The sequence below is a fragment of the Brevibacillus sp. HB1.1 genome, from assembly GCF_013332445.1.
Classification (GTDB): domain Bacteria; phylum Bacillota; class Bacilli; order Brevibacillales; family Brevibacillaceae; genus Brevibacillus; species Brevibacillus porteri.
Genome location: NZ_JABMIV010000013.1, coordinates 81,462 through 108,421 on the forward strand (window position 1 = coordinate 81,462; position 26,960 = coordinate 108,421).

At 49.2% G+C, this 26,960-nt stretch carries 25 protein-coding genes; 16 read left to right on the forward strand and 9 right to left on the reverse strand.

Features of this window, described 5'->3' with window-relative positions; translation table 11 throughout:
- Positions 1-296 precede the first annotated feature (296 nt).
- From HPY27_RS25955 to HPY27_RS25970, 4 genes are all read left to right on the forward strand, one after another.
- Positions 297-764: a DinB family protein gene (locus HPY27_RS25955; protein ID WP_017251548.1), complete on the forward strand. Its 468-nt coding sequence runs from the start codon at positions 297-299 to the stop codon at positions 762-764.
- A gap of 116 nt (positions 765-880) precedes the next feature.
- Positions 881-2,302, forward strand: coding sequence for a branched-chain amino acid transporter BcaP (gene bcaP / locus HPY27_RS25960; RefSeq protein ID WP_017251547.1), 1,422 nt, complete (start codon positions 881-883; stop codon positions 2,300-2,302).
- 118 nt (positions 2,303-2,420) lie between these two features.
- Positions 2,421-2,939, forward strand: coding sequence for a ribonuclease FAU-1 family protein (locus HPY27_RS25965; RefSeq protein WP_173622859.1), 519 nt, complete (start codon positions 2,421-2,423; stop codon positions 2,937-2,939).
- 242 nt (positions 2,940-3,181) lie between these two features.
- Positions 3,182-4,084: an Ig-like domain-containing domain gene (locus tag HPY27_RS25970; RefSeq protein ID WP_174226331.1), complete on the forward strand. Its 903-nt coding sequence runs from the start codon at positions 3,182-3,184 to the stop codon at positions 4,082-4,084.
- A 295-nt stretch (positions 4,085-4,379) separates the two neighbouring features.
- Here the strand turns inward: HPY27_RS25970 and HPY27_RS25975 are convergent, their stop codons facing one another.
- The 3 genes from HPY27_RS25975 to HPY27_RS25985 are packed head-to-tail and all read right to left on the reverse strand — an operon-like array spanning position 4,380 to position 6,866.
- Positions 4,380-5,927 (reverse strand): MFS transporter, encoded by a 1,548-nt coding sequence (locus HPY27_RS25975; RefSeq protein WP_100169708.1) that lies wholly within the window; start codon positions 5,925-5,927, stop codon positions 4,380-4,382.
- The gene (locus HPY27_RS25980; RefSeq protein WP_017251544.1) at positions 5,924-6,364 is read right to left on the reverse strand and encodes an SRPBCC family protein; all 441 of its coding nucleotides are present in this window, start codon (positions 6,362-6,364) and stop codon (positions 5,924-5,926) included. Before HPY27_RS25980 ends, HPY27_RS25975 begins: the two co-directional genes overlap by 4 nt.
- A 13-nt stretch (positions 6,365-6,377) precedes the next feature.
- Positions 6,378-6,866: a MerR family transcriptional regulator gene (locus tag HPY27_RS25985; protein ID WP_017251543.1), complete on the reverse strand. Its 489-nt coding sequence runs from the start codon at positions 6,864-6,866 to the stop codon at positions 6,378-6,380.
- Between the two features lie 203 nt (positions 6,867-7,069).
- Between HPY27_RS25985 and HPY27_RS25990 the strand changes: the two genes are divergently transcribed.
- The gene (locus HPY27_RS25990; protein WP_173622863.1) at positions 7,070-9,268 is read left to right on the forward strand and encodes a DNA topoisomerase III; all 2,199 of its coding nucleotides are present in this window, start codon (positions 7,070-7,072) and stop codon (positions 9,266-9,268) included.
- 66 nt (positions 9,269-9,334) lie between these two features.
- On the opposite strand, the gene HPY27_RS25995 is transcribed toward HPY27_RS25990, so the two are convergent.
- The gene (locus HPY27_RS25995) at positions 9,335-9,712 is read right to left on the reverse strand and encodes a VOC family protein (RefSeq protein ID WP_026043325.1); all 378 of its coding nucleotides are present in this window, start codon (positions 9,710-9,712) and stop codon (positions 9,335-9,337) included.
- A gap of 316 nt (positions 9,713-10,028) precedes the next feature.
- Between HPY27_RS25995 and HPY27_RS26000 the strand changes: the two genes are divergently transcribed.
- The 5 genes from HPY27_RS26000 (at position 10,029) to purU (ending at position 14,822) form a co-directional block, all read left to right on the forward strand.
- The gene (locus tag HPY27_RS26000; protein ID WP_017251540.1) at positions 10,029-11,219 is read left to right on the forward strand and encodes an HlyD family secretion protein; all 1,191 of its coding nucleotides are present in this window, start codon (positions 10,029-10,031) and stop codon (positions 11,217-11,219) included.
- Positions 11,216-11,974, forward strand: a complete 759-nt coding sequence (locus tag HPY27_RS26005; protein ID WP_017251539.1) for an ABC transporter ATP-binding protein — start codon at positions 11,216-11,218, stop codon at positions 11,972-11,974. The genes HPY27_RS26000 and HPY27_RS26005 overlap by 4 nt, the downstream gene beginning before the upstream one ends.
- Positions 11,971-13,110, forward strand: a complete 1,140-nt coding sequence (locus HPY27_RS26010) for an ABC transporter permease (RefSeq protein ID WP_174226332.1) — start codon at positions 11,971-11,973, stop codon at positions 13,108-13,110. The genes HPY27_RS26005 and HPY27_RS26010 overlap by 4 nt, the downstream gene beginning before the upstream one ends.
- Positions 13,111-13,128: 18 nt before the next feature.
- A complete protein-coding gene (locus HPY27_RS26015; RefSeq protein ID WP_017251537.1) occupies positions 13,129-13,809 on the forward strand; it encodes a TetR/AcrR family transcriptional regulator in 681 nt (226 codons plus the stop codon).
- A 116-nt stretch (positions 13,810-13,925) separates the two neighbouring features.
- Positions 13,926-14,822 (forward strand): formyltetrahydrofolate deformylase, encoded by an 897-nt coding sequence (gene purU, locus HPY27_RS26020; protein WP_017251536.1) that lies wholly within the window; start codon positions 13,926-13,928, stop codon positions 14,820-14,822.
- 76 nt (positions 14,823-14,898) lie between these two features.
- Here purU and HPY27_RS26025 read toward each other — a convergent pair whose 3' ends face one another.
- A complete protein-coding gene (locus HPY27_RS26025; RefSeq protein ID WP_174226333.1) occupies positions 14,899-15,792 on the reverse strand; it encodes a LysR family transcriptional regulator in 894 nt (297 codons plus the stop codon).
- 124 nt (positions 15,793-15,916) lie between these two features.
- Here HPY27_RS26025 and HPY27_RS26030 point away from each other — a divergent pair, with 124 nt between their 5' ends.
- Complete coding sequence (locus HPY27_RS26030; RefSeq protein ID WP_174226334.1) at positions 15,917-17,149, forward strand: MFS transporter; 1,233 nt, start codon at positions 15,917-15,919, stop codon at positions 17,147-17,149.
- Here the strand turns inward: HPY27_RS26030 and HPY27_RS26035 are convergent.
- The 3 genes from HPY27_RS26035 to HPY27_RS26045 all read right to left on the reverse strand — a co-directional run bounded on the left by HPY27_RS26035 (position 17,127) and on the right by HPY27_RS26045 (position 19,388).
- Complete coding sequence (locus HPY27_RS26035; RefSeq protein ID WP_174226335.1) at positions 17,127-17,891, reverse strand: alpha/beta hydrolase; 765 nt, start codon at positions 17,889-17,891, stop codon at positions 17,127-17,129. The two genes, HPY27_RS26030 and HPY27_RS26035, sit on opposite strands and share 23 nt — an antisense overlap.
- A gap of 101 nt (positions 17,892-17,992) precedes the next feature.
- Positions 17,993-18,649, reverse strand: coding sequence for a CoA transferase subunit B (locus tag HPY27_RS26040; RefSeq protein WP_048034676.1), 657 nt, complete (start codon positions 18,647-18,649; stop codon positions 17,993-17,995).
- A 46-nt stretch (positions 18,650-18,695) separates the two neighbouring features.
- Positions 18,696-19,388 carry a CoA transferase subunit A gene (locus tag HPY27_RS26045; protein ID WP_174226336.1) on the reverse strand — a complete coding sequence of 231 codons (693 nt, stop codon included), beginning with the start codon at positions 19,386-19,388 and terminating at the stop codon, positions 18,696-18,698.
- A gap of 265 nt (positions 19,389-19,653) precedes the next feature.
- Here HPY27_RS26045 and HPY27_RS26050 point away from each other — a divergent pair, with 265 nt between their 5' ends.
- The 5 genes from HPY27_RS26050 (at position 19,654) to HPY27_RS26070 (ending at position 26,478) form a co-directional block, all read left to right on the forward strand.
- Positions 19,654-20,901, forward strand: coding sequence for an efflux RND transporter periplasmic adaptor subunit (locus HPY27_RS26050; protein ID WP_017251531.1), 1,248 nt, complete (start codon positions 19,654-19,656; stop codon positions 20,899-20,901).
- The gene (locus HPY27_RS26055) at positions 20,894-24,142 is read left to right on the forward strand and encodes an efflux RND transporter permease subunit (protein WP_174226337.1); all 3,249 of its coding nucleotides are present in this window, start codon (positions 20,894-20,896) and stop codon (positions 24,140-24,142) included. Before HPY27_RS26050 ends, HPY27_RS26055 begins: the two co-directional genes overlap by 8 nt.
- Positions 24,143-24,252: 110 nt before the next feature.
- The gene (locus tag HPY27_RS26060; RefSeq protein WP_017251529.1) at positions 24,253-24,756 is read left to right on the forward strand and encodes a VanZ family protein; all 504 of its coding nucleotides are present in this window, start codon (positions 24,253-24,255) and stop codon (positions 24,754-24,756) included.
- A 62-nt stretch (positions 24,757-24,818) separates the two neighbouring features.
- Entirely contained in the window at positions 24,819-25,937 is a 1,119-nt protein-coding gene (locus tag HPY27_RS26065; RefSeq protein ID WP_173622873.1) for an acetate/propionate family kinase, read from the forward strand.
- Positions 25,938-26,064: 127 nt separating this feature from the next.
- On the forward strand, positions 26,065-26,478 hold the full coding sequence (locus HPY27_RS26070) for a S1 RNA-binding domain-containing protein (RefSeq protein WP_007718541.1): 414 nt from the start codon (positions 26,065-26,067) through the stop codon (positions 26,476-26,478).
- Positions 26,479-26,533: 55 nt separating this feature from the next.
- Here HPY27_RS26070 and HPY27_RS26075 read toward each other — a convergent pair whose 3' ends face one another.
- Positions 26,534-26,920: a rhodanese-like domain-containing protein gene (locus tag HPY27_RS26075; RefSeq protein ID WP_174226338.1), complete on the reverse strand. Its 387-nt coding sequence runs from the start codon at positions 26,918-26,920 to the stop codon at positions 26,534-26,536.
- Between the last annotated feature and the right edge of the window lie 40 nt (positions 26,921-26,960).

The window sequence follows — 26,960 nt, forward strand, 5'->3', positions numbered from 1 at the left end:
CGCGGCTTTGGTTAATAAATGCGAAAGTAAATTCGAGGAGGCTACTTTGACCTGCCCACCACTATGATCTAACAGCCAGAAGAGATCAAAGCTATACGAAAGCACTGTCACATGTTTGGAAGGAGACCACCCGAACGAAGAGAGGATACAGGCGACTGGAAAACATGTGGCAGGGCTTCACCCGACCACTACCGTTAGAAGACAAGCACACAGGATTTCACAAAACACGAACGTACGTGCTATAATTAGTTAAAATTTTCCTAATCTACATAATGATCAAACAAGGAGCGAATCCAATGAAAATGTTTTTCCAGTATAACTGGCAGGTACGGGACGAGTGGATGGAATGGTGCAAGCAGCTGTCGTCAGATGAATTGCTCCGCGAGCGTACAGGTGGGGCTGCCACGATTTTGTACACGCTGTTTCACATTACAGATGTGGAGTATAGCTGGCTTCGAGGTGTACAGGGGAAGCCGGATATTCAGGTATCGTATGAAGATTACAAGTCTCTGGAAAAGGTAAAAGAACTATCAGATGCATGGCGCATAGAATTGCGTGATTTCATCGAGAATTGGTCAGACGAGATGGAGAACGAATCGGTAAAGGTCGCCTGGGATGATGAAGTGTACACGAAGGGGGAGCTGCTTCGCCATGTCATCGCCCACGAGATTCATCACATGGGACAGTTGTCCATTTGGGCGAGAGAGCTTGGGATTACACCAGTTTCCGCCAATGTCATTGGGCGCGGATTAGCAAGTAGGTAGCCCTGACAAAATCCGCCCAAACTGCACATGTGCATAATTTTCCTCCAAACGGATCATACTCCAACTGTTTTCAATCACGGTTGGAAGTGAATGACCCGCTTGGGAGGTCGCACATGATGTCATGGAAAAATCAATTGCTGAGGAAAAAGTCAGTTGCACAAATGCTGGAGCAGGTGGATAAAAACGAAAGCTCGCTCAAAAAGTCATTAGGTGCTTTTGACCTGACGATGCTGGGCATCGGCGCGATCATGGGAACAGGGATTTTTGTGTTAACGGGAGTTGCCGCTGCCTTGCACGCTGGGCCAGCACTTGTTTTGTCTTTTGTTATTGCGGCACTTGCCTGTGTGTTTGCCGCACTCTGCTATGCGGAATTTGCTTCGACTGTTCCAGTGTCGGGAAGCGCATATACATACAGTTATGCGGCATTTGGCGAATTTGTCGCGTGGATGATTGGGTGGGACTTGATTCTCGAATACGGAGTGGCTTGTGCTGCGGTGGCAAGCGGATGGTCGGGGTATGCCCAGGGATTGCTAGCTGGGTTTAACATCCACCTGCCGCATGCGCTCACGAGTGCGTTTGATGCATCGAAAGGAACAATCATCGATCTACCTGCGGTCCTCATCATTGTCATCATTACAGCTTTGTTGATGAAGGGAACGAGAGAGTCAGCGAGCTTGAATACCATCATGGTGTTAATAAAAATAACGGTAGTTGTCCTGTTCCTCGTCGTTGGGGTCATGTATGTCAAGCCGGAAAACTGGAGTCCATTTATGCCGTTTGGTTTTGCGGGAGTAGCGACTGGTGCCGCAACGGTGTTTTTTGCTTTTATCGGGTTTGATGCGGTGTCCAGTGCGGCCGAAGAAGTGCGCAATCCCCAGCGCGACATGCCAATCGGGATCATCTCGTCCTTACTCGTGTGCACGATTTTGTACATTGCTGTCTCGCTGACATTGACAGGGATTGTTCCGTACAAATTGTTGAATGTCAAAAATCCGGTAGCCTTTGCGCTCAGTTATGTCAATCAGGACTGGGTAGCAGGCTTCATTTCGTTGGGTGCTATCGTCGGGATCACGACCGTTTTGTTAGTCATGATGTATGGACAAGCCCGGATGTTTTTTGCGATGAGCCGAGATGGCTTGCTCCCTGAGCTCTTCTCACACGTACATCCCCGCACACAGGTACCACAAAAGAGCACGCTCGTCGTGGCAGTATTAGTTGCAACCTTCGGTGGATTATTGCCCCTCTCGAGCTTGGCCCAGCTCACTAACATCGGAACGCTGTTTGCTTTTATTTTGGTCTCGATTGGACTAGTTGTACTGCGCCGCACTCATCCGCAATTACCGCGGGCTTTTCGCGTCCCATTTGTTCCGCTTGTTCCCTTGCTTGCGGTTCTCTTTTGCGGATATCTCGTTTTCAATCTGCCTACGCTGACCAAGATCGGTTTTCTCGGTTGGCTGTCGGTCGGAGCGATCGTCTATTTCCTTTATGGGCGCAAACACAGTCGATTGGCAGCAAAAGACGACTCCTCCCAAACATAAGTGGCAGGTTCATCCGTTTAGGCATGTTCTACGTGAGCATGTCTTTGTTTGCTATCTGACAAAGCGATCCCATTCATGTTAGAGTAAAAGCAACCAAAACGACGAGGGAGAGCAGGCTATGAAGCGAAAACGAGCAGATCGACCTGGTTGGAGACGCGTGAAGCGATTGGGCTACCAGCAAAAGTGGGTAGAAGCTTTATCTTTCTCTGGGTACACTGTCCGTCTGACTCTGGACGAAGTAAGTGAGCCTGCTTACATGCCTGTCGGGGATAAAACTCTGTGTGTGGGCGATCGAGGATATGTGTACTTGCAGTATTTTCCCCATGGTCAAGCTTATGCCGTTACGAAAATGATGGATGAGTTAGGGAATACGGTGCAATGGTATATCGATATTTGCCGGGGACATGGTAAGGATGAGATCGGGCATATCTGGTATGACGATCTGTACCTCGACATCGTGGTACTGCCGACAGGAGAAGTATATCTGCTTGATCAGGATGAACTCGATGAGGCATTGAAAAAAGGCGTTATCACGAGCGAGGATCACCAGTTTGCCTCCGAGACCGCTGATCTGTTATTACGAAATATTTTGGCGGGCAAACGGGATGACTTTGACTTTCCGAATTTTTTTGCATAAACGTATGGAAGAACGAAGGCGGTTGTTGCTTTCGTTCTTTTTTTGGTCGACGTACCGCTTTTTGGAGTGGAGACGGAGGCCGGGAGCTTGCTCCGAGTTTTCTAATTTAGGAAGGTCACGATGGATGAAAGAGATCCTAGTCCAAAATAACCGTATTTTTATTTCGTGTAAAAAACTGTATGTTACGCCTTAAAAATGAAATACGATTTTTATGAACAAACAAACCATTTTGGAGGAGAAGCATGAAGAGTTTATTTCAAGCCTTACTCGCAGTAACACTCATGTTCAGTCTAACGCTTAACAGCAACAACGTATCAGCAAAATCGGAGCAAGAAGAGCTTGGTGTACCGAATCAGTTCCTTGATGATGAGCAGCTAGAGGAAATTGTCGCGAAATTCGAAAGTGAATACCAGCTCGATAGCACGTATATTTCCGACAACCTAATCAGTTATCCAAAACCTGGGGATGTGTTCGTATCCGTTTCTAATCCTATTATTGCGCAGACAGATGTTCCTACAAACATTCAACCTGCGCTAACATTCTCGGTGCCAATTGCTTTTGACAATGATCCGTCAACAGTAGTAGCTCTCTATAAGGTTGAAGGGAAATCACCAGTCAGCGGAAAATTGGAGATTAAAAATAACACACTCTATATTCGTCCTGACAAGACTTTGAAATCAAATACGAAATATGCGATCGAGATCGACAAAGGAGCAATTGTAAGCACCACTGATTCTACTAAATCGATCGATAAGTATTTATTTCAGTTTGTGACCAGCAACAACCAAGCGCCTATCGTAATCGATGTAGTGCCGTATGAAGAGGAAACAAAAGTGGATGTAAATGCGGTGATTACAATTAAGTATGATCGCAAAGTGAAAAGTGGCACAAACGAATTCCTATTAATGGATGATAATGCTGCGGAGGTTCCTGCAACTTTTATCGTCAAAAATGACACGGTAACGATCCAACCGAATGCACCTTTAAAAAATAATGCAGAGTACTTCTTAGGGGTAGCCCAAGGAGCAGTAAAGGATACATCAGGGAATGAAAGCTATAAATATTTTTCCGTGTTCTCAACAGGCACCCCATCTGATGGAGGGGATGATCTAGAATTAGGTGACCTCTCAACAGAGGTTGAGTAGAAGAAATAGTGAAGCATCTTCCTTTGACACCTCTGTTGCGACTGCTACAGGAAAGGGCGACAAGTGTATAGGGTGAAATGTAAAGATAGAAGGGTTGTCCCTATTCCAGAGACGGCCCTTTTTTCATTCCTGCATTGGATTTCCCCTCCTACGGCTTTTTTGTTTACAATCGTTACAGGGTTGCTTGAATTGAATTGCCGATTGGTGCGCTTGCGTTTATGAAAAGGTTGTCTCGCATCCATGAGACAGCGGCAGCCTAGGACGAGAAAATTAAGTCCTTGACTGCCGCAGACAATTACATCTCACCTGGTGTTTTCTGCCCGATGCGGGGGATATGCCGAAGCTTGATCACGGTGAGTATGGCGATAGCGATCATGAGCCCGCCACTAACGGCCACAACAGCATGCATGCTGTCGGTAAATGCTATCTGGGCGCCATGAAGAAGTGTTGAACGAATAGGTTCGGGTAAAGCTTTAGCTGCCGAGACTGCCCCAGCGAGACTTTCGCGGGAGGCTGCGGATGTGGAGGTCGTAACATCTCCCGGTATGAAGCCGGCAATTTGAGTGCGGTACACGTACGTTCCAATGCTGCCTAATACAGCGATACCCAGTGCGAATGCGAATTCACCGCTCGTTTGCAGCAAGGACGCCGCCGAACCCGCTTTCGCAGGAGGGGCTGAGCCGATAATTAGATCGCTGGACAAGCTCGCAAACGGGGCTGCTCCCATATTAAAAAAGATATAACCGACGATCAGGGTAGAGAGTCCGGATCCCGCTCCTACCTGGGACAGTAGAATACAACCAGTCGCCGAGACGGCAAGGCCTGCCCCGATAAGGAGCGACGGTCGGACCCGCCGAGCGATGATCGGCGACAACAACATGCCTGCCATCGACGCAACCACTCCCGGGAGCATGCACATCGCTGCCGCAAACGGCGATAGTCCTTCCACGAATTGAAGATGCTGTGCGATGAAGAGCATGGAAGCGCCTGTCAATGTGATGCCGAACATGCCGCCCAGTGCTGTGCTGAAGGCGGGGGTTGCGAATAGGCGCAAATCCATTAGCGGACTGTCCAACCGTTGCTGCCGTCTTACGAATAACGTCCCGAAAACAACACCTGCCACGATGGCAATGAGCGGCAAGATATGTAGACCTTGCTTAGCGATTTCCTTTAGGCCGTATATTGCCGGTAGAATGGTGCACATCGACAGCATGACGCTAGTCATATCCAAATGACCAGGTGCGGGATCCCGATATTCTGGCAGAAGATGGGATGCAGTCAACAACAGCAGCGCCATGACTGGAACCCCGAGTAGAAAAATCGAACCCCATGAAAAATGCTCCAGCATCATCCCGCCGACTACTGGGCCAAGCGCCATGCCTCCCATGGAGCACATGAACCATATGCCTATGGCGAGGGAACGTTGCTTATGGTCGCGGAACATATTGCTGATCAATGCCAGGGACGAAGGCGATATCATCGCCCCGGCTATGCCGAGTAGCGCCCGTGCTGCAATCAACATTCCAGAGGTGCTGGAGTAAGCGGCCAACACCGATGCCGAACCGAATGCCGCTGCGCCGATCATCAGTAACTTACGGCGGCCGAGCCGATCTCCGAGCGAGCCCATCGTGATCAAAAAACCCGAGAGCATGAAGCCGTAAATGTCCATGATCCATAGCTGCTCTGTACTGTCAGCGCCGAGAGAGACGCTGATGTGAGGAAGTGCAAGAATCATGACGGACAAGTCAACCGAAACGAGCAAGGCAGGCAAAGAAAGCACGGCAAGCCCAATCCATTCGTTCAAACCGGCCCGGATATTCGATTCAATTGCAGCATCTTTCATTGGCCGTCCAGAACCTCTCCGAGCCGATCTAACATCACCTTTGTTCCGTGCTCACGCTGTTCAGCCGTATCGAGATCGTCAAGAAAAACGCCCTGCTCGGTATAGATCAAGCGCGTGCCGCCGTCCACGGAATCGAATTCCACCGTGGTCACGGAGACAGACACCCGCTTGTCTTCCATGTCCAGCGTATATGAGTATACAATTCGCCTATTCTGAACGATCTCCTGATAGAAGGCATCGAATGTGTAAACGGGTCCCCCAGGCGGACCACCGCGATTGAATTCGCGTCCGCCGACGCGGAAGTCGAACTCTTCGGCTTTAGGAAACCAGCTGGCTTTGGCTGCTTGACCCGCCCATGCAGCGAATACACGGGCAGGGGCATGTTTATAGTTCCTTTCGATAACAAATGTGGAATGTTTGGCAGATCGTTCACTCACAGTCGAAACCTCCTTATCCGGGTTCTTCCGGATGCTCGTCTAAATATTCACCAAGTCGATCGAGGTGGTGATCCATACTCGATTTTCTCTCGGCGAAAAATTTCTCATGCTTCATTCTCATCGTCCGTATGATGTTCATGAAATGCTCAACGGTAAACGGTTCGTTCCTTTGCATCCGACTCGATACATTCTCAAGCTCGTGCAAGAGTTTCTGCTGCATGCGGATACTTTCTTTCAGGCTATCTATTTGAATGGTAACAATGTCTGACAGGCTGAGTTGGTCTCCGGCCATAACGGCTTTAATCTGCTCCAGCGATAGCCCCAATTCCTTTAAGGACAAAATTTGCTGTAGACGTGAAATGTCCTTTTCGGTGTAGAGTCTGTATCCGGATGGCGAATAGCCGGATGGTGAAAACAAGCCTATCTGATCGTAAAAACGCAAAGTTCGTATCGTAATACCCGCCATTTTCGCAAGTTCTCCTACTTTCCACTGTTGCTTCATGATCAGCCCCTTTCTGGGTCGCTAGCGTTTCACCGGTGACTTCACTATAAACCGTTACGTTACGTAATGGTCAAGGAGCCTTATGAAGTTTTTTCCAATTCGTCTAAAACTTTATGATCTCGGAACATTTAAAAGCCCCTTCTTCCTGCTTTTTTGTTTACAATGGATACAGATTGTTGAATTGGTTTGAAAGGATGTCGTACATGAGTAAAACAGTTGTACTGGCAGAAAAGCCTTCGGTTGGACGCGACATTGCGAAAGTATTGCAGTGTCACAAAAAAGGAAACGGCTTTTTTGAAGGAGATAAATATATCGTAACGTGGGCGCTTGGGCATTTGGTCACTCTCGCTGATCCTGAAGCGTACGGGCAGCAATTCAGTTCGTGGCGAATCGAGGATTTGCCGATTATGCCGTCCCCATTGCGCTTGGTCGTGATCAAGGAAAGCAACAAGCAATTCCAAGTCGTCAAACAACAATTGCGTCGCAACGATGTCGGGCAGATCGTCATTGCGACGGATGCAGGGCGTGAAGGAGAGCTCGTTGCCCGGTGGATTCTCGAGCTGGTGCACGTGAATAAACCAATCAAGCGTTTGTGGATTTCCTCGGTGACAGATAAGGCGATCCGTGAAGGCTTCCGCAATCTAAAGGACGGCAAAAACTATGAAAACTTGTTTGCCTCCGCTGCTGCTCGTGCAGAAGCAGACTGGCTCGTAGGAATCAATGCCACCCGCGCTTTGACGTGCAAGCATAACGCACAGCTCTCATGCGGTCGAGTCCAGACGCCAACACTCGCTATTGTGGCATCGCGAGAAGAGGAGATTCGTCGCTTTACACCCAAGCCATTTTACGGGCTGTCTGCGGTGGCCCAAGGTCCGATTCAACTCCAATGGCAAGATCAGCAAACGAAGGATGTCAAAACGTTTTCCAAGGAGAAAGCGGATCAGCTCACAGCTTCGCTCAAACAGGAGAAAAGCGCAGAAGTCATCGAGATTACTCGTGCACACAAAAAGACGTATGCTCCACAGCTGTACGATTTGACGGAGCTGCAACGGGATGCCAACCGGATGTTTGGCTACTCACCAAAGCAGACGCTGTCCATCATGCAAGGGCTATATGAGCATCACAAGGCCGTGACGTATCCACGAACAGACTCTCGCTATCTCTCTGCTGATATCGTCGAGACGCTGCCGGATCGAATCAAGGCTGTCCAAATGAAGCCATATGCGCCTCTCGCTGCCAGAATCCTGCGTGCGCCGATCAAAGCGAACAAATCGTTCGTGGATGACAGCAAAGTATCGGACCATCATGCGATCATCCCCACAGAGCAAGCTGTTTTTCTCGGTGATTTGAGCGATAAGGAGCGCAAGATTTTTGACCTCATCGTGAAACGCTTCCTGGCTGTTCTGCTGCCTGCCTTCGAATACGAGCAAACGACCATCCAGACGAAAATCGGGAATGAAACGTTCCTGGCAAAAGGAAAAACCGTGCTCTCCCAAGGCTGGAGAGAGGCGTATGACCACGATGTAGAAGAAGACGATGCGAAGGATGACGTAAAGGAACAGATTCTGCCTTCTCTAGCCAAAGGAGATCGCCTGCACATCCAGTCGATATCCCAGACTAAGGGCGAAACGAAGCCGCCAGAGCCTTTCACAGAAGCGAGTCTGCTGTCTGCGATGGAAAATCCGGCGAAATACATGGCGAACGAGAGCAAGGATTTGATCAAAACGATTGGGGAAACGGGCGGACTGGGTACGGTAGCCACACGCGCGGATGTGATCGAGAAGCTGTTCAACAGCTTTTTGCTAGAAAAGCGCGGCAAGCATCTTTTTGTCACCGCAAAAGCTAAGCAATTGCTAGAGCTCGTCCCAGATGAAATGCAGTCGCCGACCTTGACCGCCCAATGGGAGCAAAAGCTCGGTGCCATCGCCAAGGGAAGCTTGAACAAGCGAGCGTTTATCGAAGAGATGAAATCGTACGCCAAAGAAGTCGTCCAACAGATCAAGAACAGCGATCAGACTTTCCGGCACGACAACCTGACCAGAAGCAGGTGCCCGGAGTGCAATAAGTTTTTGCTGGAGGTAAACGGAAAGCGCGGCAAAATGCAGGTGTGCCAGGATCGGGAATGCGGCTATCGCAAAAGCATTGCCAAGCAGACCAATGCCAGATGTCCAAAATGCCACAAAAGATTGGAGCTGCGCGGAGAAGGGGAAGGACAAACCTTTGTCTGCGGTTGTGGGCACAAGGAGAAACTGAAGACCTTCCAGGAGCGTCGCGATAAGGAAAAGGGCAGCAAGGTTTCGAAGAAAGAAGTAACCAAGTATTTGAAGGGGCAAGACAAGGAACAGGACGAAGGAATCAACTCAGCATTGAAAGACGCCCTGTCCAAATTAAAGTTCGATTAAAGAGGCATGAAACAAAAGCATGAAACAAAAGGCGGCCGACCATTCAAGTCAGCCGCCTCATTATATTTACTTTTTCTCCAGCACAGCAAAGTAATTTTCTTCATCGTCTGCGAAGTTAAAGACGCGGCCCGAAGGCATCGTAACAATGTCTCCAACCTTCACATTTTTATTCATGAGGTCGTTACGCAAGTCCTCGATATTTTCCGAAAAGAGCAGGAGCGAAGGAGTGCCAAGATTCATTCCGGGCGACATTTTCGCAACCCATTCCTTATTGTGCAGAACGATGCTTGTTTCAGCGCCTTGTGCGGGAGCAATTTCAATCCATCTCATTTCACCGTTTTTCTCTTCTGAAACAACACGAAACCCTAGTTTTTCTGTCCAAAAGCTCACTGCTTGATCCTGGTTATTGACATACAGCATGATTTGACCGACTTTGCTAATCATCATAGACATTTTCACTCCCTACATGGTAGTTAAAAACCCGATGCTCCTAATCCTTTCCATCCCGACGGTATCTGATACACGATGCCAACGGACTTGTCTTCATCATAGCATGAATAATCAGACAGGGTTTCTTTTCGATTGCGCATTCTAGAAAAAGGAATTGCATTTCGTAAAAGAGGAGCATATACTCACAATTAAAAGTGAGTAATCACTCGCTAATCAAAAAGATCATCTAGAGCCTGGTTCTGTGGCTTGCTTTTTTCTCATAAAAAGAAAGTGATTACTCACTCTATTACGTAGGTAGGGGGAAGCGTTTATGAAACCAGTTGTTCGCTCTATATGTATCGGGGGACTGTTACTGGCATTGTCGGGCTGCAATTGGACATCCGAAAATCATCCGTCTCTGTCCGGCACAATTGAGGCCATCGAGCTGCCGATCGTAGCGGAAGTAGGCGGATTGGTGACAAACGTTACGGCAGAAGAGGGAAGTGCAGTAAAGAAAGGACAAGTGCTAGCCCAAATCGATAAACGAAGCTACCTAATTACTGTGGCAGAAGCACAGGCAGCATTGGACCAAGCGACAGCTAGACTAGAAGAGGCGAGAGCTGGTTCACGCGACACGACGATCCAAAGAAACATGGCCAACGTCCAGCAAGCAAATGCGAATATCCAACTGGCACAAGCGAGAAAAAATCAGGCGGAAGCAGGAAAAGCACGAGCGACTGAGCAGATGACGCAGGCAGAATCGCAATGGCAGGGGGCGCAGCAGACCCTTTTGTATCAACAAAAAAGACTCGAGGAAGCAACAGCGCTCTTCGAAAAAGGAGCAATCTCTGCCAAAGACCTCGACACGCAAAAAGAAGCAGTGAATCAGGCAAAAACGCAGGCAGATCAATGGACGGCACAAGTAGCTCAGACACAGGCACAGTATCGCTCTGCACAAGAAGACATCGCTGCTGCTGCGGCCCAAATCGGTACAGCACAAGCCGCGCAAGCCGGAGCGCAGGCGGATCTCGATCAGGTGAAGGAAGGAAGTACCGATTACGCAATTCGGGCAATGCTCGCCACCCAGCAGCAGGCGAAAGCGAAACTGGATCAAGCCTTATTGCAGTTGGAAAAGTCCAAGATTACTGCAACAGACGATGGTACTCTCTTGCGCTCCTCTATCGAACAAGGGGAAGTAGCCAAAACAGGCGCTACCTTGTTTACGATGATGAAGCCAAATCTGCTCGAGCTCGTCGTGTACATCCCGGAAGCACAATTGAATCGGGTGAAAAAAGGGCAAGAGGTTGGCATCAAGGTGGATGCCTATCCTGAGGAGACCTTTACGGGAACGATCAGTCGCATCTCAGAAAAAGCAGAGTTCACGCCGAAAAATGTACAGACGCCAGATGAACGCACCAAGCTTGTGTTCGCTGTTACGATACACATCACAGAAGGACTCGACAAAATCAAACCAGGTATGCCTGCCGATGTGCTCCTTGCAGACGAGGAGGGAGGTCAATGAACGCCGCTATCCAATGCGAGCAATTGACGAAGCGTTTCGGAGAGCGAGTAGCTGTGAACAGCTTGACGCTGACGGTTCCGAGAGGTTCGATTTACGGTTTTTTGGGTCCGAATGGCTCAGGGAAATCGACCACAATCCGGATGCTTTGCGGTTTGTTGACCCCGACGACGGGAAAGGGGACGGTACTTGGCTTCGACGTCATGACACAGAGCGAGGAAATCAAGCAACGGATCGGGTATATGTCACAAAAGTTCAGCCTGTATGAAGATTTGACAGTAGAAGAGAATCTCGATTTTTATGCCGGAGTTTATCAATTAAACAGCGCAGAACGTAAGCAGCGGAAAACGGAACTGATTGAGATGGCAGGCTTGACCGGCAGGGAAAAGCAGCTTGCGGGTTCGCTGTCAGGGGGATGGAAGCAACGCCTCGCGCTCTCCTGCGCTCTTTTGCACAAGCCGGAGCTGTTGATTTTGGACGAACCGACAGCAGGAGTCGATCCTGTTTCCCGCCGGATTTTTTGGGACGTCATTCATGCGCTGGCGAGACAGGGGATCACGGTGCTGGTGACCACACACTACATGGATGAGGCACAGACATGCGATTGGATTGGCTTTATCTTTTTTGGCAATCTGCTGGCGGAAGGCACTCCCCAAGAATTGATTGATCGTATGGGAGTAGGCAATCTGGAGGATGTCTTCATTGATTTGGTTAGGCAGGAGGAAGCCAGACAGGCGGCGGAGGAGGGAGTCCGATGAGGCATTTTGTCTGGGAGCGTTACTGGTCTGTCGTGAAGAAGGAAGTCATCCAAATCAAGCGAGATCGTCCCAGTCTGGCGATTGCACTGGTCATGCCGCTGATGCTGTTGTTTTTGTTCGGATATGCGGTCAACACAGACGTCAATGACATCCAAATGGCAGTCTGGAATCAAAGCCCTTCTGCTGCCAGCCGAGAGCTGGTGGATCAGTTCGTCAATACACGTGTATTCGAGGTGGCAGCCCATGTAAGTGGCTACAAGGAGATCGAAGCCATGTTAGACGATGGCTCCGTAAATGTAGCGCTCATTATCGGGCCAGACTACACCCGCAAGCGTGATCGCAACGAGCCAGTAGATGTGCAGATGCTTATTAATGGTTCCGATCCGAATATCGCCCGGACTGCCACTTCTCAAGCTCAGTTGATCGTTCAACATCAAGCGATCACGTTGCAGGAAATAAAGCTGCAAAAACAAGGCTTGGGGGAGCTGGAACAGCCACTCGGCTTGGATACACGCGTGCTGTTTAACCCTAATATGGAGAGTATTGTCTTCAATATTCCCGGCCTGATCGGCTTGATTATGCAAAACGTCACGATGATTCTGACGGCATTTTCCCTCGTACGAGAGAAGGAGCGGGGAACGATGGAGCAGTTAATCGTGACTCCGATACGCCCATTGGAGCTGATGCTCGGCAAAATTACCCCCTATGTAGGTGTAGGTCTCTTTTCGTTTTGTCTGGTGCTATTGGTTGGAACGTATTGGTTCGGGGTTCCGGTCAAAGGCAGCATTTCGCTTCTGGTGACGTTGTCTGTCTTGTTTTTGGTGACGACGCTTCTTTTGGGCATTTTCATTTCTACGGTGGCAAAGACCCAGCTTCAAGCGATGCAAATGGCATTCGCCTTTATCCTGCCCAGCGTGCTTCTCTCCGGCTTTATGTTCCCGCGCGATTCAATGCCGCTCGTGATACAATGGTTAGGCGGGCTCGTCCCGTTGACCTATTTTCTGGAAATCTTGCGAGGAATTTTCTTAAAGGGCGTGGACATCGATGCGCTCTGGAAGGATGTCGTCGGAATGAGCAGCTTTTGTCTCTTGATCCTGACCGTCGCGATCCTGCGATTCCGCAAGAAGATCGAATAAGAGGAGCGTAATAGAAGGATGAACAAGCCGCCAACATTTGTAGAAGGCCTGTTGCAATATGTAGAAGAGTTGAAAGACGAGAGTGAGATGACGGAGAAGCAGCGCAATATTTTACGTGCATCAGTGAAGCTGTTCGCCGAAAAAGGCTTTCATGCCAGCTCAACCTCTGAAATTGCCAAAGAAGCAGGAGTGGCAGAGGGAACGATTTTTCGCCACTACAAATCGAAAAAGGATATTTTACTTGCCGTCGTAGCACCTGTGTTGGTCAAATTCGCGGCACCGTTCATTTTGAAGGATGTCCGTGAGATCTTCAAAGAGCAGAATAAAAAAACATTCTCCCAAATCGTGACAGAGCTATATCGAAACCGGATCGATTTGGTGCTGGCGAATGAAAAGCATATTCGCATTTTGCTGCAAGAAGCCTTTTTCCACGACGAAATCAGAGAAGCACTAATCGCTACAGTTTTTACAGGTGTGAAGGAGATGGCAAATAAGCTGATCGAGGCAAAGGTAGATGTGGGCGAATTGCGTCCGCTCCCGACGCAGGCTGTCTTTCGGGCGATCCTGTCCTCGATGATCGGACTCGTTTTGTTCCGGCAAGTTTTGGATACCGATGAATTTACACAGTTCAGCGACGACGAGCAAATCGCCCTGACCGTAGATATTTTGCTAAACGGGATTGGAAATCACTCTATCTAAAAATTTTTATCGATAAGTGAACATTTTTCTCTCGATTTGGGTATAGAAATCTCTTCTGGGAATGGTATAATTGCAAACAACTTTTTGCTGTTTTTTATGATGGAGGAGAGTAAACCATGCAATTGTTATCAGAGAGAGAATGGCTCGCGTATCGAGAGAAAAACAAAGATCGTGCGCGCATGCTGATTTCTTGCCCGGACCGCGCGGGTATCGTCGCGGCGGTGTCGAACTTCTTGTTCCAACAAGGAGCAAACATCGTTCAATCTGACCAGTACACGACCGATCCGGAAACAGGCCGGTTTTTCATGCGCATTGAATTCGATCTCATTAATCTGGACGAGCGCTGTGAAGAGATCAAGAAAGCATTCATCCCTGTAGCCGAGAGCTTTGGCATGGAATGGTCCTTGGTTGAAGCGAACAAGCGCAAGAAGGTCGCGTTGTTTGTTTCCAAAGAAGATCACTGTCTTTTGGAGCTCTTGTGGCGCTGGAAGTCTGGGGAGCTGTTCGCGGATATCGCGGTTGTCGTCAGCAACCATCCTGACATGCAGGAGACTGTCGAGTCCTTCGGTATTCCGTATCGTTGCATCGCCGTTACGAAGGATAACAAGCCGCAGGCAGAAGAAGCGCAGCTGGCAGCAGCAGAGGGCGTTGATCTGATCGTTCTGGCTCGCTACATGCAGATTTTGTCTCCGCGCTTTTTGGATGACTATGCGATGCGGATTATCAATATCCACCATTCCTTCCTCCCAGCCTTTGTCGGAGCGAAGCCTTACGAGCAGGCGTATCGTCGCGGCGTGAAGCTGATCGGGGCGACTGCTCATTACGTCACAGAAGAGCTGGACGCAGGGCCGATTATCGAGCAAGACGTTCAACGTGTATCGCATCAAGAGGACGTCGAGGCACTGAAGCAGCTGGGACGTCAGGTAGAGCGTACAGTGTTGGCGCGTGCGGTTCGTTGGCATCTGGAGGATCGGGTGCTGGTGTACGGCAACAAAACAATTGTGTTCCCATAAGCATTGCGGATAAGAAGAGGCTATTCCTTCGAGGAAGAGCCTCTTTTTTTGCGTGTTTTCTGGAAGAAGGCTGCATTCACGAAGACCTCTCACGCTTTAGCAAATCCAAAAACTGAGCCACAACAGGCCGCTGATCTGTCTCATCATCACGCGTGCAGACATACAGGGGACGCTTGATCTCTACGCCTGGCACGGTTACTCGACCGACCTCCCCTCGCTCTACCATTTCCCTAACGGCCAGAGCAGGAGCCAACATCGTCCCATATCCCGCCCGGACGGAGTGGATAGATTCGACCAGACCGTGATACTGCATACCGACCTGTGGACGTTTCACACCGTGCTCGCGACAGAGAGCAAAAAGCCAATCGCGGGTAGAACTGCCTTGTTCCCGCAACAAAAACGGCTCCTCCACGAGCTGCTCCATACTGATCTTTTTTCCTGCAAGCGGATGATCAGCAGGCAATATAAACCAATAAGGCACATCCATCAAATGATGCCGATTGATAGGCAGCTCATCCCACGATTCCTTGATAATGACGGCCACATCGACCTCACAGCTAAGGAGCAGTTCAATGGATTGCATAGAATTACGCGTGCGAATTTCCACATCAACCCCTTCATAATCGCGTTTGTACTGAGCCAGCCACTGTGGCACGAGATAATGGGAGGGGAGAAAGGTAGAAGCAATGCGGAGCTTTCCTTTCTTCCCTTGCTTCATCTCTGTCAGCTGTGTTTCGATTTCGCGTTCCCAGTCGTAAATGCGGCGTGCTTTTTCAAAAAGAAAACGCCCCTCATAGGTGAGAGAAATGCCGCGACCATCCGGGACGAGTAAGGTCATGCCCAATTCATTTTCGAGCTTGCGGATTTGGGCACTGACGGCAGGTTGGCTGATCGAGAGTGCGATTGCTGCCTCGGTGACACTACCTCGTGACGCTACTTCTACAAAAATGCGGAGTGCATGTAAGTTCATTCTGTACCTCGATTCATAACTTTTGTTTATGAGTTGTAGATAAAGATGTATTAGAAATGATGAGTGATTGCGCGTAAGGTATAGCTCAGAAAGACAGAAAACGAGTAGAGAGAAGGATCAGGAGATGAGAGAGGTCAGTGGAAAGACACAAGTCGTCGCAGTCGCACTGGTGACAGCATTATGTATGATAGGAGATTCGATGCTGTATGTGGTGCTTCCTCTTTTCTGGAAAGAGGCGGGGTTAACTTCGTTGTGGGAAGTAGGGGTATTGCTGGCGGTGAACCGCTTCATCCGTGTACCACTCGGGCCCCTTGTTGGAAAATGGTATGAGCGCTCAGGAGGACGTACGGGTTTGATTTTGGCAGTGGGGCTGGCTTTTCTAACGACGCTTTCGTACAGCTTGGAAGGATTTTGGCTGTGGCTTGTGATGCGATGCTTGTGGGGAGTGGCTTGGACATTTTTAAGGCTAGGTGCGTATTCCTTGATCGTGAGTGTTTCCGAAGGGCATAATCGCGGGCAGCTCATGGGTTTGTACAACGGACTGTATCGATTAGGGAGCCTCGGGGGTATGTTGGTCGGAGCAATTCTGGCTTCTTGGTACGGGCTGTCTGTTGCTTCCATCGCTCTCGCGGTGCCTTCCTTGTTTGCAGCGATTCTCGTTTTTCGCTATATACGGCCTTCCTTTACCAGTCAGGATCAGACAGGCGTGAATCGGATGGTAACAGGAAAACGTATGTGGAATCAGGGAGCGGTGCTGATGACGATGATTACGGCACTACTCGTCACGATGGTGTACCAAGGGATATTTACCTCCACGTTAAGTAGAGTGGTCGAAGTGCGCGATCCATTTATTGTGGTCGGCGGAGTCGTGTTAGGGGCAGCAGTCATTGCGAGTCTGGTACAAGGCATACGCTGGGGATGGGAACCATGGGCTGCCCCGTTAGTTGGTACATTGTCTGACAAGCATGGCAGGACGAAAATGTTCATCGTGACTTTGCTTGTCGCTTCGTTTCTCTTTGCTGCGTTGCAGGGAACGACACGCCTGCAAGGAACGAACGCACTCGTGATATGGTTTGCCATTTTATTCGGCATTCAGTTGACCGCGACGATTATCACGACTGTGCTGGATACACTCGCGGCGGATGTAGCAGCGAGACAGGCCAACAGCCATGCATGGATGACACAATATTCAGTCGTGAGCGATCTGGGCGCGGCGTTGGGGCCGCTCCTTGCCTTTTGGCTGGATGAACATGTAGGACTGAGTGTGATGTACATCGGAATTGCTATTGTGCTGTTTATGCTTGCACTCGCCTGGTTGGGCCGACCGAAGCTGATCAAGATGGAAAACGTCTCTTGATCGTGGCCATGACGTGGGCAATCGCAGCCTCTTTATCAGGACCATGCAGCAGCATATGATTGGAATTCTCGTACCAAGAAATGTGCGGGGAAGCTGCTTCATCCACACTGGTCGCGAGTATTTGTGCACTCACGGCGTGGACAGTATCATCCCGCCTTGCTTGCAGCAGGACGTATGGCGTCGTAATTTTGGACAAAAGCGGCTTCGTTTCTGCCAACAGCCTGCGAAATTGCAGCATGCTGCTAATAGGGATTCTGCCGATGCCATGTATGTAGCGTTTGGAGTGGGTAGAGAAATCCTCACGCAAATAGTGCATCGCCTCTTTGACATCCCAATATTTATAAGGAGTGTTGAGGGTAAACAGTAGGGCGACGGGGTATTTCGTCGTCAAGTGAAAGGCGAGCAGTCCCCCCATGGAAAATCCGATGACCACGATGGTGTCAGCGCGCATGGCCAGTCGCTTGTAGCCTTCTTCTGCCGAGCGGAGCCAGTCGTGGCGGGTGCTTTTTGCCATGTGACGACGAGTAGTCCCATGACCCTCCAAGGTAGGGCATTCCACGTGATAGCCAGCCTCGCGGAGCTTTTTGGCGAGTGGGAGTATGTCGTTGATGTCTCCGGCAAATCCATGGATGAGTAAGCAACCGACTGTTCCTGACATGGAATCTCTTCCTCTCAGATACTGGGAAATTTGATGGATCATCCATATTATATACGAAAAGGTGAGAAGGAGGCGACTGCGCAAGTGTGCGCACATCAAGCAAAAAAAGGAAAGAAAAAGCGACTTCACGCAGCTGCGATGAAGTCGGCTATTTTACTAACGGGGTTCTGTACCTGAAAAATAGGTTACAGCCCAATTGTTTTCAGTTCTGGAGAGATAAGTAGAGTAGGCTGCGTGCAGGCTTGGATATCTTCGGCTGTATAGCCTTCTGCTACTTCGACGAGGACAAGTCCGTCTGGTGTTACGTCCATGACAGCTCTGTCCGTAATGATACGGTTGACAACCTTCTTGCCAGTAAGCGGCAGGGCACATTCATTCAAGATTTTTGTCTCACCATGCTTGTTGACATGATCCATGATGACGACGATTTTTTTCGCGCCGTGGACGAGATCCATGGCACCGCCCATGCCCTTGACCATTTTGCCAGGAATCATCCAGTTAGCGAGATCGCCCGCAGCAGAAACCTCCATCGCCCCCAAAATAGCGAGGTCGATATGGCCGCCGCGAATCATCGCAAACGATTCAGCACTGGAGAAGTAGGCCGCACCTGGAATAGCCGTAACGGTTTCTTTTCCGGCGTTGATTAGATCAGGATCGAGGTTTTCCTCTGTCGGGTAAGGGCCAATTCCGAGCAAGCCGTTTTCCGATTGCAGAACGACCGTTTTTCCTTCCGGGATGTAGTTGGCGACGAGCGTGGGCATTCCAATCCCCAAGTTAACGTAAAAGCCATCTTCTATTTCCCCGGCGGCACGAGTGGCGATTTGCTCACGTGTAAGCGACATCTGTGTTTTCCTCCCTTGAATGTAATCCGGTTCTCTCTTTTGCTGTTTACGAGCGGATAGTGCGTCGTTCGATGCGTTTTTCGAACGAAGGTGCCTGTATCACACGTTGCACATAGACACTTGGTGTGTGAATATGCTCAGGGTCCAGTTCACCTGTCTCTACGATTTCTTCCACTTCGACGATGGTGATTTTTCCGGCTGCTGCCATCATCGGATTGAAGTTTTGGGCTGTTTTGCGGAAGACGAGATTACCCATTTTGTCAGCTTTCCACGCTTTAATGAGTGCGAAATCACCCGTGATGCCATATTCAAGCAGGTACTCTTTTCCTGCAAAATCGCGCGTTTCCCGTCCTTCAGCGATAGGTGTGCCGACTCCAGCTGGGGTATAGAATGCTGGAATGCCAGCTCCGCCTGCACGAATTCTCTCCGCCAGCGTCCCTTGTGGTGTCAACTCAACTTCGAGCTCACCGGACAGAAATTGACGTTCGAATTCCTTATTTTCTCCCACATAAGAGGAGACCATTTTTTTGATTTGCTTTTCGCGTAAAAGGAGACCGAGTCCCCAATCGTCTACCCCACAATTATTTGAGACGACTGTCAAGTTTTTCACTGCTTTGTCTCGCAGGGCGATAATCAGATTCTCCGGAATTCCTACCAGTCCGAAGCCGCCCACTAATAAAGTGGCACCATCGTGAATATCAGCCACGATGTCCGTGTACGAAGTGTAAATTTTGGCCATGACGATCACTCCCACCATGAAAAAATAAAGGATTTGTGTAAGCGCTAACAATAGGAGCAATGCAGTTGCCCCGTTTTCCTGCCCTTTTATCATACTAGATACGAGTTACAAACAAGTGACGAGACATTTGGATTATAAAAAATAATGTAAAATGACAGAAAAGTAGTACAACTATACCATTTTTTTCTGTAAAATATATTTTGTCAATATTCGTCGTTTCTTTGTCAGTATAGGAAGATTCAGGGGGAAATGTGGGGTTGCAGGAATGAAAAATACGAATAAATGGATAAGTCTCTCGGTTGTGGTCCTGCTACTCGTAGGGTGCGAAAAGCTAAATGAGGATGTTTCAAGTCTGAAACGAACAAAAGAAGAAACGGTTATCAAGGTAAAAACGGTAAGTGCGTATACGGTGGAGAATGGCAAGGATGAGCGACTGATGGAAGTCGCAGGTGTAGTGGCACCGCGTCAGGAGCTGGCTTTATCGTTTGGCGCCTCAGGCAAAATTTCAGGCATTCTTGTTGAAAAAGGAGCCACTGTCAAGGCGGGGCAGACGTTGGCGACATTAGATGGAACGGCCCTGCAGCAAGGAATTCACGCAGCTCAAGGACAGGTAGCAAGTGCTGCAATCAAGCGGGAAAAGGCCGCCAAGGGGCCGGAGAGTCATGAGGTGCAGACCAAGAAGCTACAGGTAGAAAAAGCGAGAGAACAGATGCAAAAAGCTCGCGACGAGCTCTCCAAAGCGGAGGTTCTGTATGCGAATGGAGCCATCTCGAAAGATGAAAAAGACAAGCTGGCCTCAGCACTGCGACAGGCCGAGCTGAGTCTGGAAGAAGAGCAAGTTGCGTACAACAACCTGCTGACGGGCGCCGATCCACTGGATATCGAAGAAGCGAATGCAAGCGTCCAGCAGGCCAATGTCCAATTGAGCCGCGCGAAGCAGGAAGCGGCTGATGCGGTGATCAAAGCTCCGTTTACAGGTGTGGTAGCTGCGATCTCCAAGACAGCGTCGGAGCAAGCAGGACCTGGGACAGAGGTCATTCGGATGGTCGATACGAGCTCTTGGCTTGTCAAGCTACAGGTAGAAAGGGAGCAAATCGCCCATTGGCAGGCAGGTAAAGTGGTAAAGGTGAAAGCTCCGGACGGCAGTGAAGCAGAAGGAAAAGTGACGTTTGTCTCACCTGTTATGGATACCAGCTTAGGGTCTTATCCAGTCGAAGTGACCGTAGACGGCAAGAATGTAGCGTGGAAAGGTGGCATGACTGTCACTTGTCAGTATCAGCTGCCAGCGTCAAATGTTGCGCTCGTTCCTGTTAGCAGCATCGGTGTCTCTGATGAAGAATATTACGTCATGAAAATCAATGAAAACTCAGTGGAAAAGACGTTTGTCAAAGTGGGGGCATTGCAAGGAACCTTCTATGAGGTAGTGGAAGGTCTCGTGCCTGGTGACCAGATTGTCGCGGCAGGCTTGTCGTATGTAGTGGATGGTGAGGCGGTGAAGGTGGCGGATGAATAACAAGACATTTTTATCGATTGTCCCGTCCTTTACCCGCATTCTGGTGGTCATTTGCTGTCTACTTGCGGTAGGAGCTTGGTTCGGTCTGGATATCAAGACTTTTCCGGATCGGTCTGTGCCGGAATATACAATTAGTCTCTCAGCACCCAAACTCTCCTCTGCGGAAGTAGACGAATCAGTCGCAAGAAAAGTAGAGGAAGCGGTACGTTCATTGGGCAGTGTGCTTACGATTGCTTCCGAATCTCGGACGGGGTCGGCGGTTATTACTGTAAAAACATCGGAACAAATCGGTTCGGATTACAAGGAACGATTGGAAAAGAAGCTGGGAGAAATCACGAAGCAGCTGCCAGTACAGGAATGGAGCGTCAGTCAAAGCAATCTGGCAGACAGCAAAATTGGCTTTTATGTACTGTACGGCACGGACTTGCAGACCTTGTCTGACGTTGCCCAAAATACCGTCTACGACAAATTGATCAATCTGCCAGGGATCGCTCGCATCGAAATGGACAAGCAAGCCTTGAAAGAGCAGGTAGATATCATTTTCCGACCGTCCATGCTACTCGCCTACGGGCTCACACCTGCTGATGTTTTGGCGCAACTGCCGATAGATGTGGTTGGGGAAGAGGTAGGCTCTGTTGGAGCTGATAAGGATCGAACCATTATTCAATGGACGAGTAAATCGGAAGGGCTGCAAGATCTGGGTAAGCACTTGATCCCCACCGATAAAGGATACGTACCACTACATACGTTGGCTGACATTCGTGATCGACGCGGGAGCAAAGGCGAACAAATCGGGATGTATCGAGGCTCGCCTGCATTAGGAATCACGGTGTATGCAGCAGATGTCGGGCAATTGCCTGTAATCAGTAAGCAAGTAAAGGGAGCGGTTGCCGAGTTGAACCAGGCTTCAGGCGGCAAGTACCGCCTCGATTTGTTTCGTGACGACGCGCAGACAATCACCGCTGCATTGAGGCAGCTTGGGGCATTAGCTGTTCTAACTGCTGTCATCTGTTCGCTCTTTATGTACTTGACCCGAAAACAATGGGCAGGGGCTGTACTTGCGCTTTTTGCAAACGTACTTGCGGTCGGCAGTGTTCTTGGGGGAATGTGGCTTTGGGGAATCCCATTGACGCTCTCCACGCTTGGGCCACTCGTGTTGTTTTCGCTATTGTTCACAGGAGCAGGCTCTGCGTTGTTTCATCAGTTTTCTCGCCTGCCCTCGTACTCGTTTGTTCGTTGCTTGCAAATGGCGTGGGGGTTGATGAAGCCGTTTTTACTCACGGTTGTCGTAGTGGCAGCCTGTTGGACAGGTGCCGTATTCACTGATTTCCTCAAGGCAGAAGACAAGGTTGTCTTGTACGATGCTTGGCCCGTTCTTTTGCTGGGCACGTTTGCTCTTATTCTTGTCTATGGATTTATCACACCTGTACTGACAGGAACGTGGCTGGAAGCTTCCGAACGAGTAGAGAAGGAAACACCACGGGCCTCCAATAAGGTGACAAGTTTTTTTCAAGATCGCTGGGAACGACTGGTGGAACAAGGGTATTTGCCTTATGGAATCACACTGGTTGCCTCGCTTGTCTTCGTCTTTTTGCTCAAGTCGTTTATTCTTGTAGATCCGTACGCCAAGCTTGATTATGGGGAAAAGTCGCTTTCTTTGCCAATGGTGCAGGGAAGCAGCATCGATGAGGCCATGCGGGCAGCACAAATAGCCGAGGAGCGTTTGCTCGCCATTGACGAAGTCCGAGATGTCTACACGATTGCTTCCGAAGAAAATCTGAGTTTTCAACTAAAGCTCGTGGACAAATACGATTGGACGCAATCAGTCTCGGAGCTGGAAAAAGTACTGGACAAAGAGCTGCGAGATATTCCTCAGACAGATCCGTTTGCGCTGGTCATTGATAAAGATAAGGCAACACGTCTCGTCTTGACGATCATGGGGCGATCCTTGCAAACGACGCAGAACATTGCTAATGAAGTATTGGCATTCATGGAAAAACAGAGTGCGAAGGATAAAGAGGGGCGAGAACTTGTAACAGATGAACGAATCGGTCCAGGTGCAGAGGGGACCTTTATCGACATTCGTCCGAAACAAGAGATGCTGGCACGTTACCGGATTACGCAAGAGGAGATCAAGAGACAACTGGAGAGCTATTTGGGAGAAAAAACAGCTGGCAGTGTCTATTGGAACGAGCGTCAGGTACCGATCCACGTCCGATTCCCTGACGGGTGGATGGACTATCCGGATCAAGTGAAAAATATATTGATTCGAACATCACAAGGTACAGTGCGGTTATCTGAGCTGGTAGATTGGTCGATCGGCAGCGAACCGCCCACTTATCAACGGGAAGACGGACTGTATGTCTTCAAGGTAAGCAGTGCCGTCTCAGACCAAAGTCGAATTGAGCTATGGTCTTACATCATTCCATATTCCATGCAAGAAAAGGTGACGATACCCGAAGGCTACACGGTATATAACAACGATGAGCTGAAGAAATTGGAGGAGAAAAAGCTCAACAAGGTTGATTGGAGCAGCCGATTCTTGACGATTGGCAGTCTGATTGCCCTCGTACTTATCATGAGCTTGCTTTTGCAACGCAGAACGCGCGATGGATTATTTGCCCTCGTTCTCTTGCCTGTCTTGTCTGGAGGCTTTGCGCTGGGATTGCTGTGGCTGGATCGACCGATGAACGTGATGAGCTTCTATGGTATGGTTGCTGTCATTGCCGTCATCATTTTGCAGGCACTTCTTGCGCTGGATGAGCTGTACAAGGCCCAAGCCGAACAGGAACGAGTTTGGGACGGTATCAAGCTGGGGGCAAAACGCACCATGCTTAATCAAGCGGGGATATATTTGGCGATCGCGTTAGCCAGCCTTCCGCTAGCTGGGGGCTTGGGGAGTGGGAATGATTCGTTTGCGTCCTTTGCCAGCGTATTGTTGCTTGGCGTTCTAATGGGGGCTTTTGCCACAATGGGACTCCTTCCTGGTATGCAACATGCAGCTGTTCAAAGACAGGCTGCTCATTCTGAGATGTCCTTGCCGATCCTTGCTCGTCATTTGCGGATTTGGTGGGAAAATAACCAAGTACGTCGCCGCGATTTCAAAGAAAGAAAACGGGAACAGGCTCGCTCACAAAAAACAGGGCAAGTCGAAGCCTCGAACCACGATTCCAGGGAGTATGTACCTGTACAAGAGGACTTCCTGCCACTTTCTTCTTCTACACATGACGCCAACCGCTAAAATAGGTTGGCGTTTTTCTTTTTCAATCGTTCACGTAGCTGTAACCGACTAACTAGGTATACGTCATGGTAAGATAGGAAAGAGAATCGAAAGCAGGGGGTAGCAAACACGTGCGTCGATATCGAAAAGTATGGGATTACTTGCTTTTGATTGGCATTCTACTCGGGTTGTTCATTTCTTCTTCACAGCCATACGCCAAGCAAGACATGCGAGGGACGATAGACAAGCTAGTAGATGAACAGAGCTTACAAGACCGTATAGGCGACATATCCATTCCTTACGGAGGCAAGGATGTGAGCTTGGAAGAAAAGGGAGCGGCTGGTTTTATAGAGTTCTTGATACGGAAAGGGACACACTTTACTGTTTTTGCCCTCTTGGCTTATAGCTGGTATCGCGTGTTTTCGCATCATCTCTCGTTTGGGCAAGCACTGCCCTGGAGCGCTTTTTGCAGTGTGATGACGGCTGTTTTGGATGAATGGCATCAGACGTTTACACCGGATCGAACCGGAATGGTACAGGATGTTTTGCTCGATGCATCTGGATCTGTCACGATGTTGTTGATAATTGCTCTCAATTACCTGTATTCACGGAGAGCATATCGTTATAAAATGTAGGAAGCCTATCCATCCTAGTAGGAGAGAAGGCTGTGATGAATGATTGGAGAGTGGATTAGATCGTGGTAGAAAAAAAGAATGTCCTTGTACTGAACTGCGGAAGTTCTTCGGTGAAGTACAAGCTGTATGAAATGCCTTCCAAAACATTGATTGCACATGATTATTTGGAGCAAATCCAGCGTGGCCAATATGAAGATGCTATTCGGGGAGTGTTTGAATCCCTCAAACAATATTCGATAGATATCGTTTCCCATCGTGTTGTTCACGGCGGCGAAGCATTTAAGCAGTCCGTTATTATCAATGACCAAGTAAAAGAAGAAATTCGTAACCTGTCCCGTTTCGCCCCGCTGCATAACCCCATTAACCTGACCGGGATTGAAGTTGCTCAAAGTCTGTTTCCTGATTTGATTCACGTTGCTGTTTTTGATACAGCGTTCCACCAAACAATGCCACCATCCTCGTATTTGTACGCACTGCCTTATGAATACTACGAGCAATACGGTATTCGCAAATACGGTTTCCATGGAACGTCTCACCGCTATGTAATGGGCCGTGCAGCAGAAATGATGGGTCGCTCGAAAGAACAGCTTCGCCTGATCAGCTGCCACATCGGAAGTGGGGTTAGTATCACGGCGATCAGAAATGGTGAATCGTATGATACATCGATGGGGATGACACCGTTGGCTGGTTTGTCCATGGGTACGCGCAGCGGAAACATTGACCCAGGTATCATCCCGTATATTGAGGAAATTGAAAAGACCGACACGGCTGGCGCTATTAAGATTCTGAATAACAATAGCGGTCTTATGGGCGTATCGGGTGTATCCAACGATTTGCGCGACGTTATGAAAAAAGCAGAAGAGGGACATCTCCGTAGCAAGTTGGCGCTGGAATTGTTTACCACTATTCTGCATAAGCATGTGGGACTGTACCTTGCTCGACTGAATGGAGTAGATGGTATTATCTTTACGGCAGGTGTTGGAGAGAATAGTGCTGCCGTGCGTGATTTGGTGTGCTCTGGTCTCGAATTTGCCGGGGTAAACCTGGATCGTGAGGTAAACCGCACTAGCAAAGGTGAGGCATTCATCAGCACGAAATACTCTCCGGTAAAAGTCATGGTAATCCCGACAAATGAAGAACTTGTAATGGCGATGGATGCATTCGCACTGGGCCATAACTAGCTTGGAGTATGCGCCTAGAAAGAATAGGCTTTTCAGTATTGGAATTTCTCTGCTATACTAAGAGAATGAGGCTTCTGGTTTGAGGTTCTCACCATTTTTCTGAAAAAATAAAAGGAGTGCAAACTGGATGGCAGTACAAGTGGGAAGCATCATCGAAGGAAAAGTGACAGCGATTAAACCGTTTGGGATGTTCGTAGCAGTCAGCGAAACCGAGCAGGGGCTGGTCCACATTTCCCAAGTAGCAAACGGTTTTGTTAAGGATATCAATGATCACTTTACCGTGGGGGCACAAGTAAAGGTAAAAGTACTCTCCATTGATGATGCAGGTAAAATCTCGCTTTCGGTTCGCGCAGCACTCCCAGCGCCTGAGCGTCCGGAACGTGAAGAGCGCCGTGGTGGTGGATATCGTGGAGGCGACCGCGGAGGGAATGCAAAACGAGAAAGCGGAGCTTCTTTCGAAGATAAGATGAAAAAATGGATGAAGCACAGCGAAGAGAACCTTGCGACAATCAACAAAAAGAATGCAAAACGCGGCTACTAAGCCTTGCGATAACGTAAGAAGGACGGGATCTAGCTCCCGTCCTTTTTTGCGTTTCCTATTCGAGAGGATTCCCCTCTTTTTCCCAGTATTCAATCCCACCGAGCATCTCTTTTACTCGAAAGCCGAGAGCGGCCAGTTTCGCGCAAGCCTTTGCAGCACCGTTGCAGTTGGGACCCCAGCAGTAGACGACCATGAGCTTGGTCGGGTCCAGAGTAGCCGTCGTCTCAGCGGAAATAAGCGAATGGGCGAGATTCAGAGCCCCAGGAACATGACCGTCCCGATACGCTTTCTCGCTGCGAGCATCCAGGATGTAGAAGCCTTCTACTCGGTTTTGGATGTCATTCCATACATCAGCGACATCTGTTTCGAGAGAAAGCTTGTCGAAAAAATGAGTGCGGGCTACTTCAGATGACGCGGCGGGTGTTTGCAAAACAAGGGACATATCCAAATCCTCCTCGTACCGTGTGATGGTTTATGTACAA

Bases quoted from the DNA above. Each gene is read 5' to 3' on its own strand.
- HPY27_RS26030 (WP_174226334.1), top strand. From the start codon at position 15,917: ATGAGAGAGGTCAGTGGAAAGACACAAGTCGTCGCAGTCGCACTGGTG.
- bcaP (WP_017251547.1), top strand. From the start codon at position 881: ATGTCATGGAAAAATCAATTGCTGAGGAAAAAGTCAGTTGCACAAATG.
- HPY27_RS26075 (WP_174226338.1), bottom strand. From the start codon at position 26,920: ATGTCCCTTGTTTTGCAAACACCCGCCGCGTCATCTGAAGTAGCCCGC.
- HPY27_RS26005 (WP_017251539.1), top strand. From the start codon at position 11,216: ATGAACGCCGCTATCCAATGCGAGCAATTGACGAAGCGTTTCGGAGAG.
- HPY27_RS25970 (WP_174226331.1), top strand. From the start codon at position 3,182: ATGAAGAGTTTATTTCAAGCCTTACTCGCAGTAACACTCATGTTCAGT.
- HPY27_RS26055 (WP_174226337.1), top strand. From the start codon at position 20,894: ATGAATAACAAGACATTTTTATCGATTGTCCCGTCCTTTACCCGCATT.
- HPY27_RS26010 (WP_174226332.1), top strand. From the start codon at position 11,971: ATGAGGCATTTTGTCTGGGAGCGTTACTGGTCTGTCGTGAAGAAGGAA.
- purU (WP_017251536.1), top strand. From the start codon at position 13,926: ATGCAATTGTTATCAGAGAGAGAATGGCTCGCGTATCGAGAGAAAAAC.
- HPY27_RS25985 (WP_017251543.1), bottom strand. From the start codon at position 6,866: ATGAAGCAACAGTGGAAAGTAGGAGAACTTGCGAAAATGGCGGGTATT.
- HPY27_RS26070 (WP_007718541.1), top strand. From the start codon at position 26,065: ATGGCAGTACAAGTGGGAAGCATCATCGAAGGAAAAGTGACAGCGATT.
- HPY27_RS26040 (WP_048034676.1), bottom strand. From the start codon at position 18,649: ATGTCGCTTACACGTGAGCAAATCGCCACTCGTGCCGCCGGGGAAATA.
- HPY27_RS25995 (WP_026043325.1), bottom strand. From the start codon at position 9,712: ATGATTAGCAAAGTCGGTCAAATCATGCTGTATGTCAATAACCAGGAT.
- HPY27_RS25965 (WP_173622859.1), top strand. From the start codon at position 2,421: ATGAAGCGAAAACGAGCAGATCGACCTGGTTGGAGACGCGTGAAGCGA.
- HPY27_RS26000 (WP_017251540.1), top strand. From the start codon at position 10,029: ATGAAACCAGTTGTTCGCTCTATATGTATCGGGGGACTGTTACTGGCA.
- HPY27_RS26015 (WP_017251537.1), top strand. From the start codon at position 13,129: ATGAACAAGCCGCCAACATTTGTAGAAGGCCTGTTGCAATATGTAGAA.
- HPY27_RS25990 (WP_173622863.1), top strand. From the start codon at position 7,070: ATGAGTAAAACAGTTGTACTGGCAGAAAAGCCTTCGGTTGGACGCGAC.
- HPY27_RS26045 (WP_174226336.1), bottom strand. From the start codon at position 19,388: ATGGCCAAAATTTACACTTCGTACACGGACATCGTGGCTGATATTCAC.
- HPY27_RS26025 (WP_174226333.1), bottom strand. From the start codon at position 15,792: ATGAACTTACATGCACTCCGCATTTTTGTAGAAGTAGCGTCACGAGGT.
- HPY27_RS26050 (WP_017251531.1), top strand. From the start codon at position 19,654: ATGAAAAATACGAATAAATGGATAAGTCTCTCGGTTGTGGTCCTGCTA.
- HPY27_RS25975 (WP_100169708.1), bottom strand. From the start codon at position 5,927: ATGAAAGATGCTGCAATTGAATCGAATATCCGGGCCGGTTTGAACGAA.
- HPY27_RS25955 (WP_017251548.1), top strand. From the start codon at position 297: ATGAAAATGTTTTTCCAGTATAACTGGCAGGTACGGGACGAGTGGATG.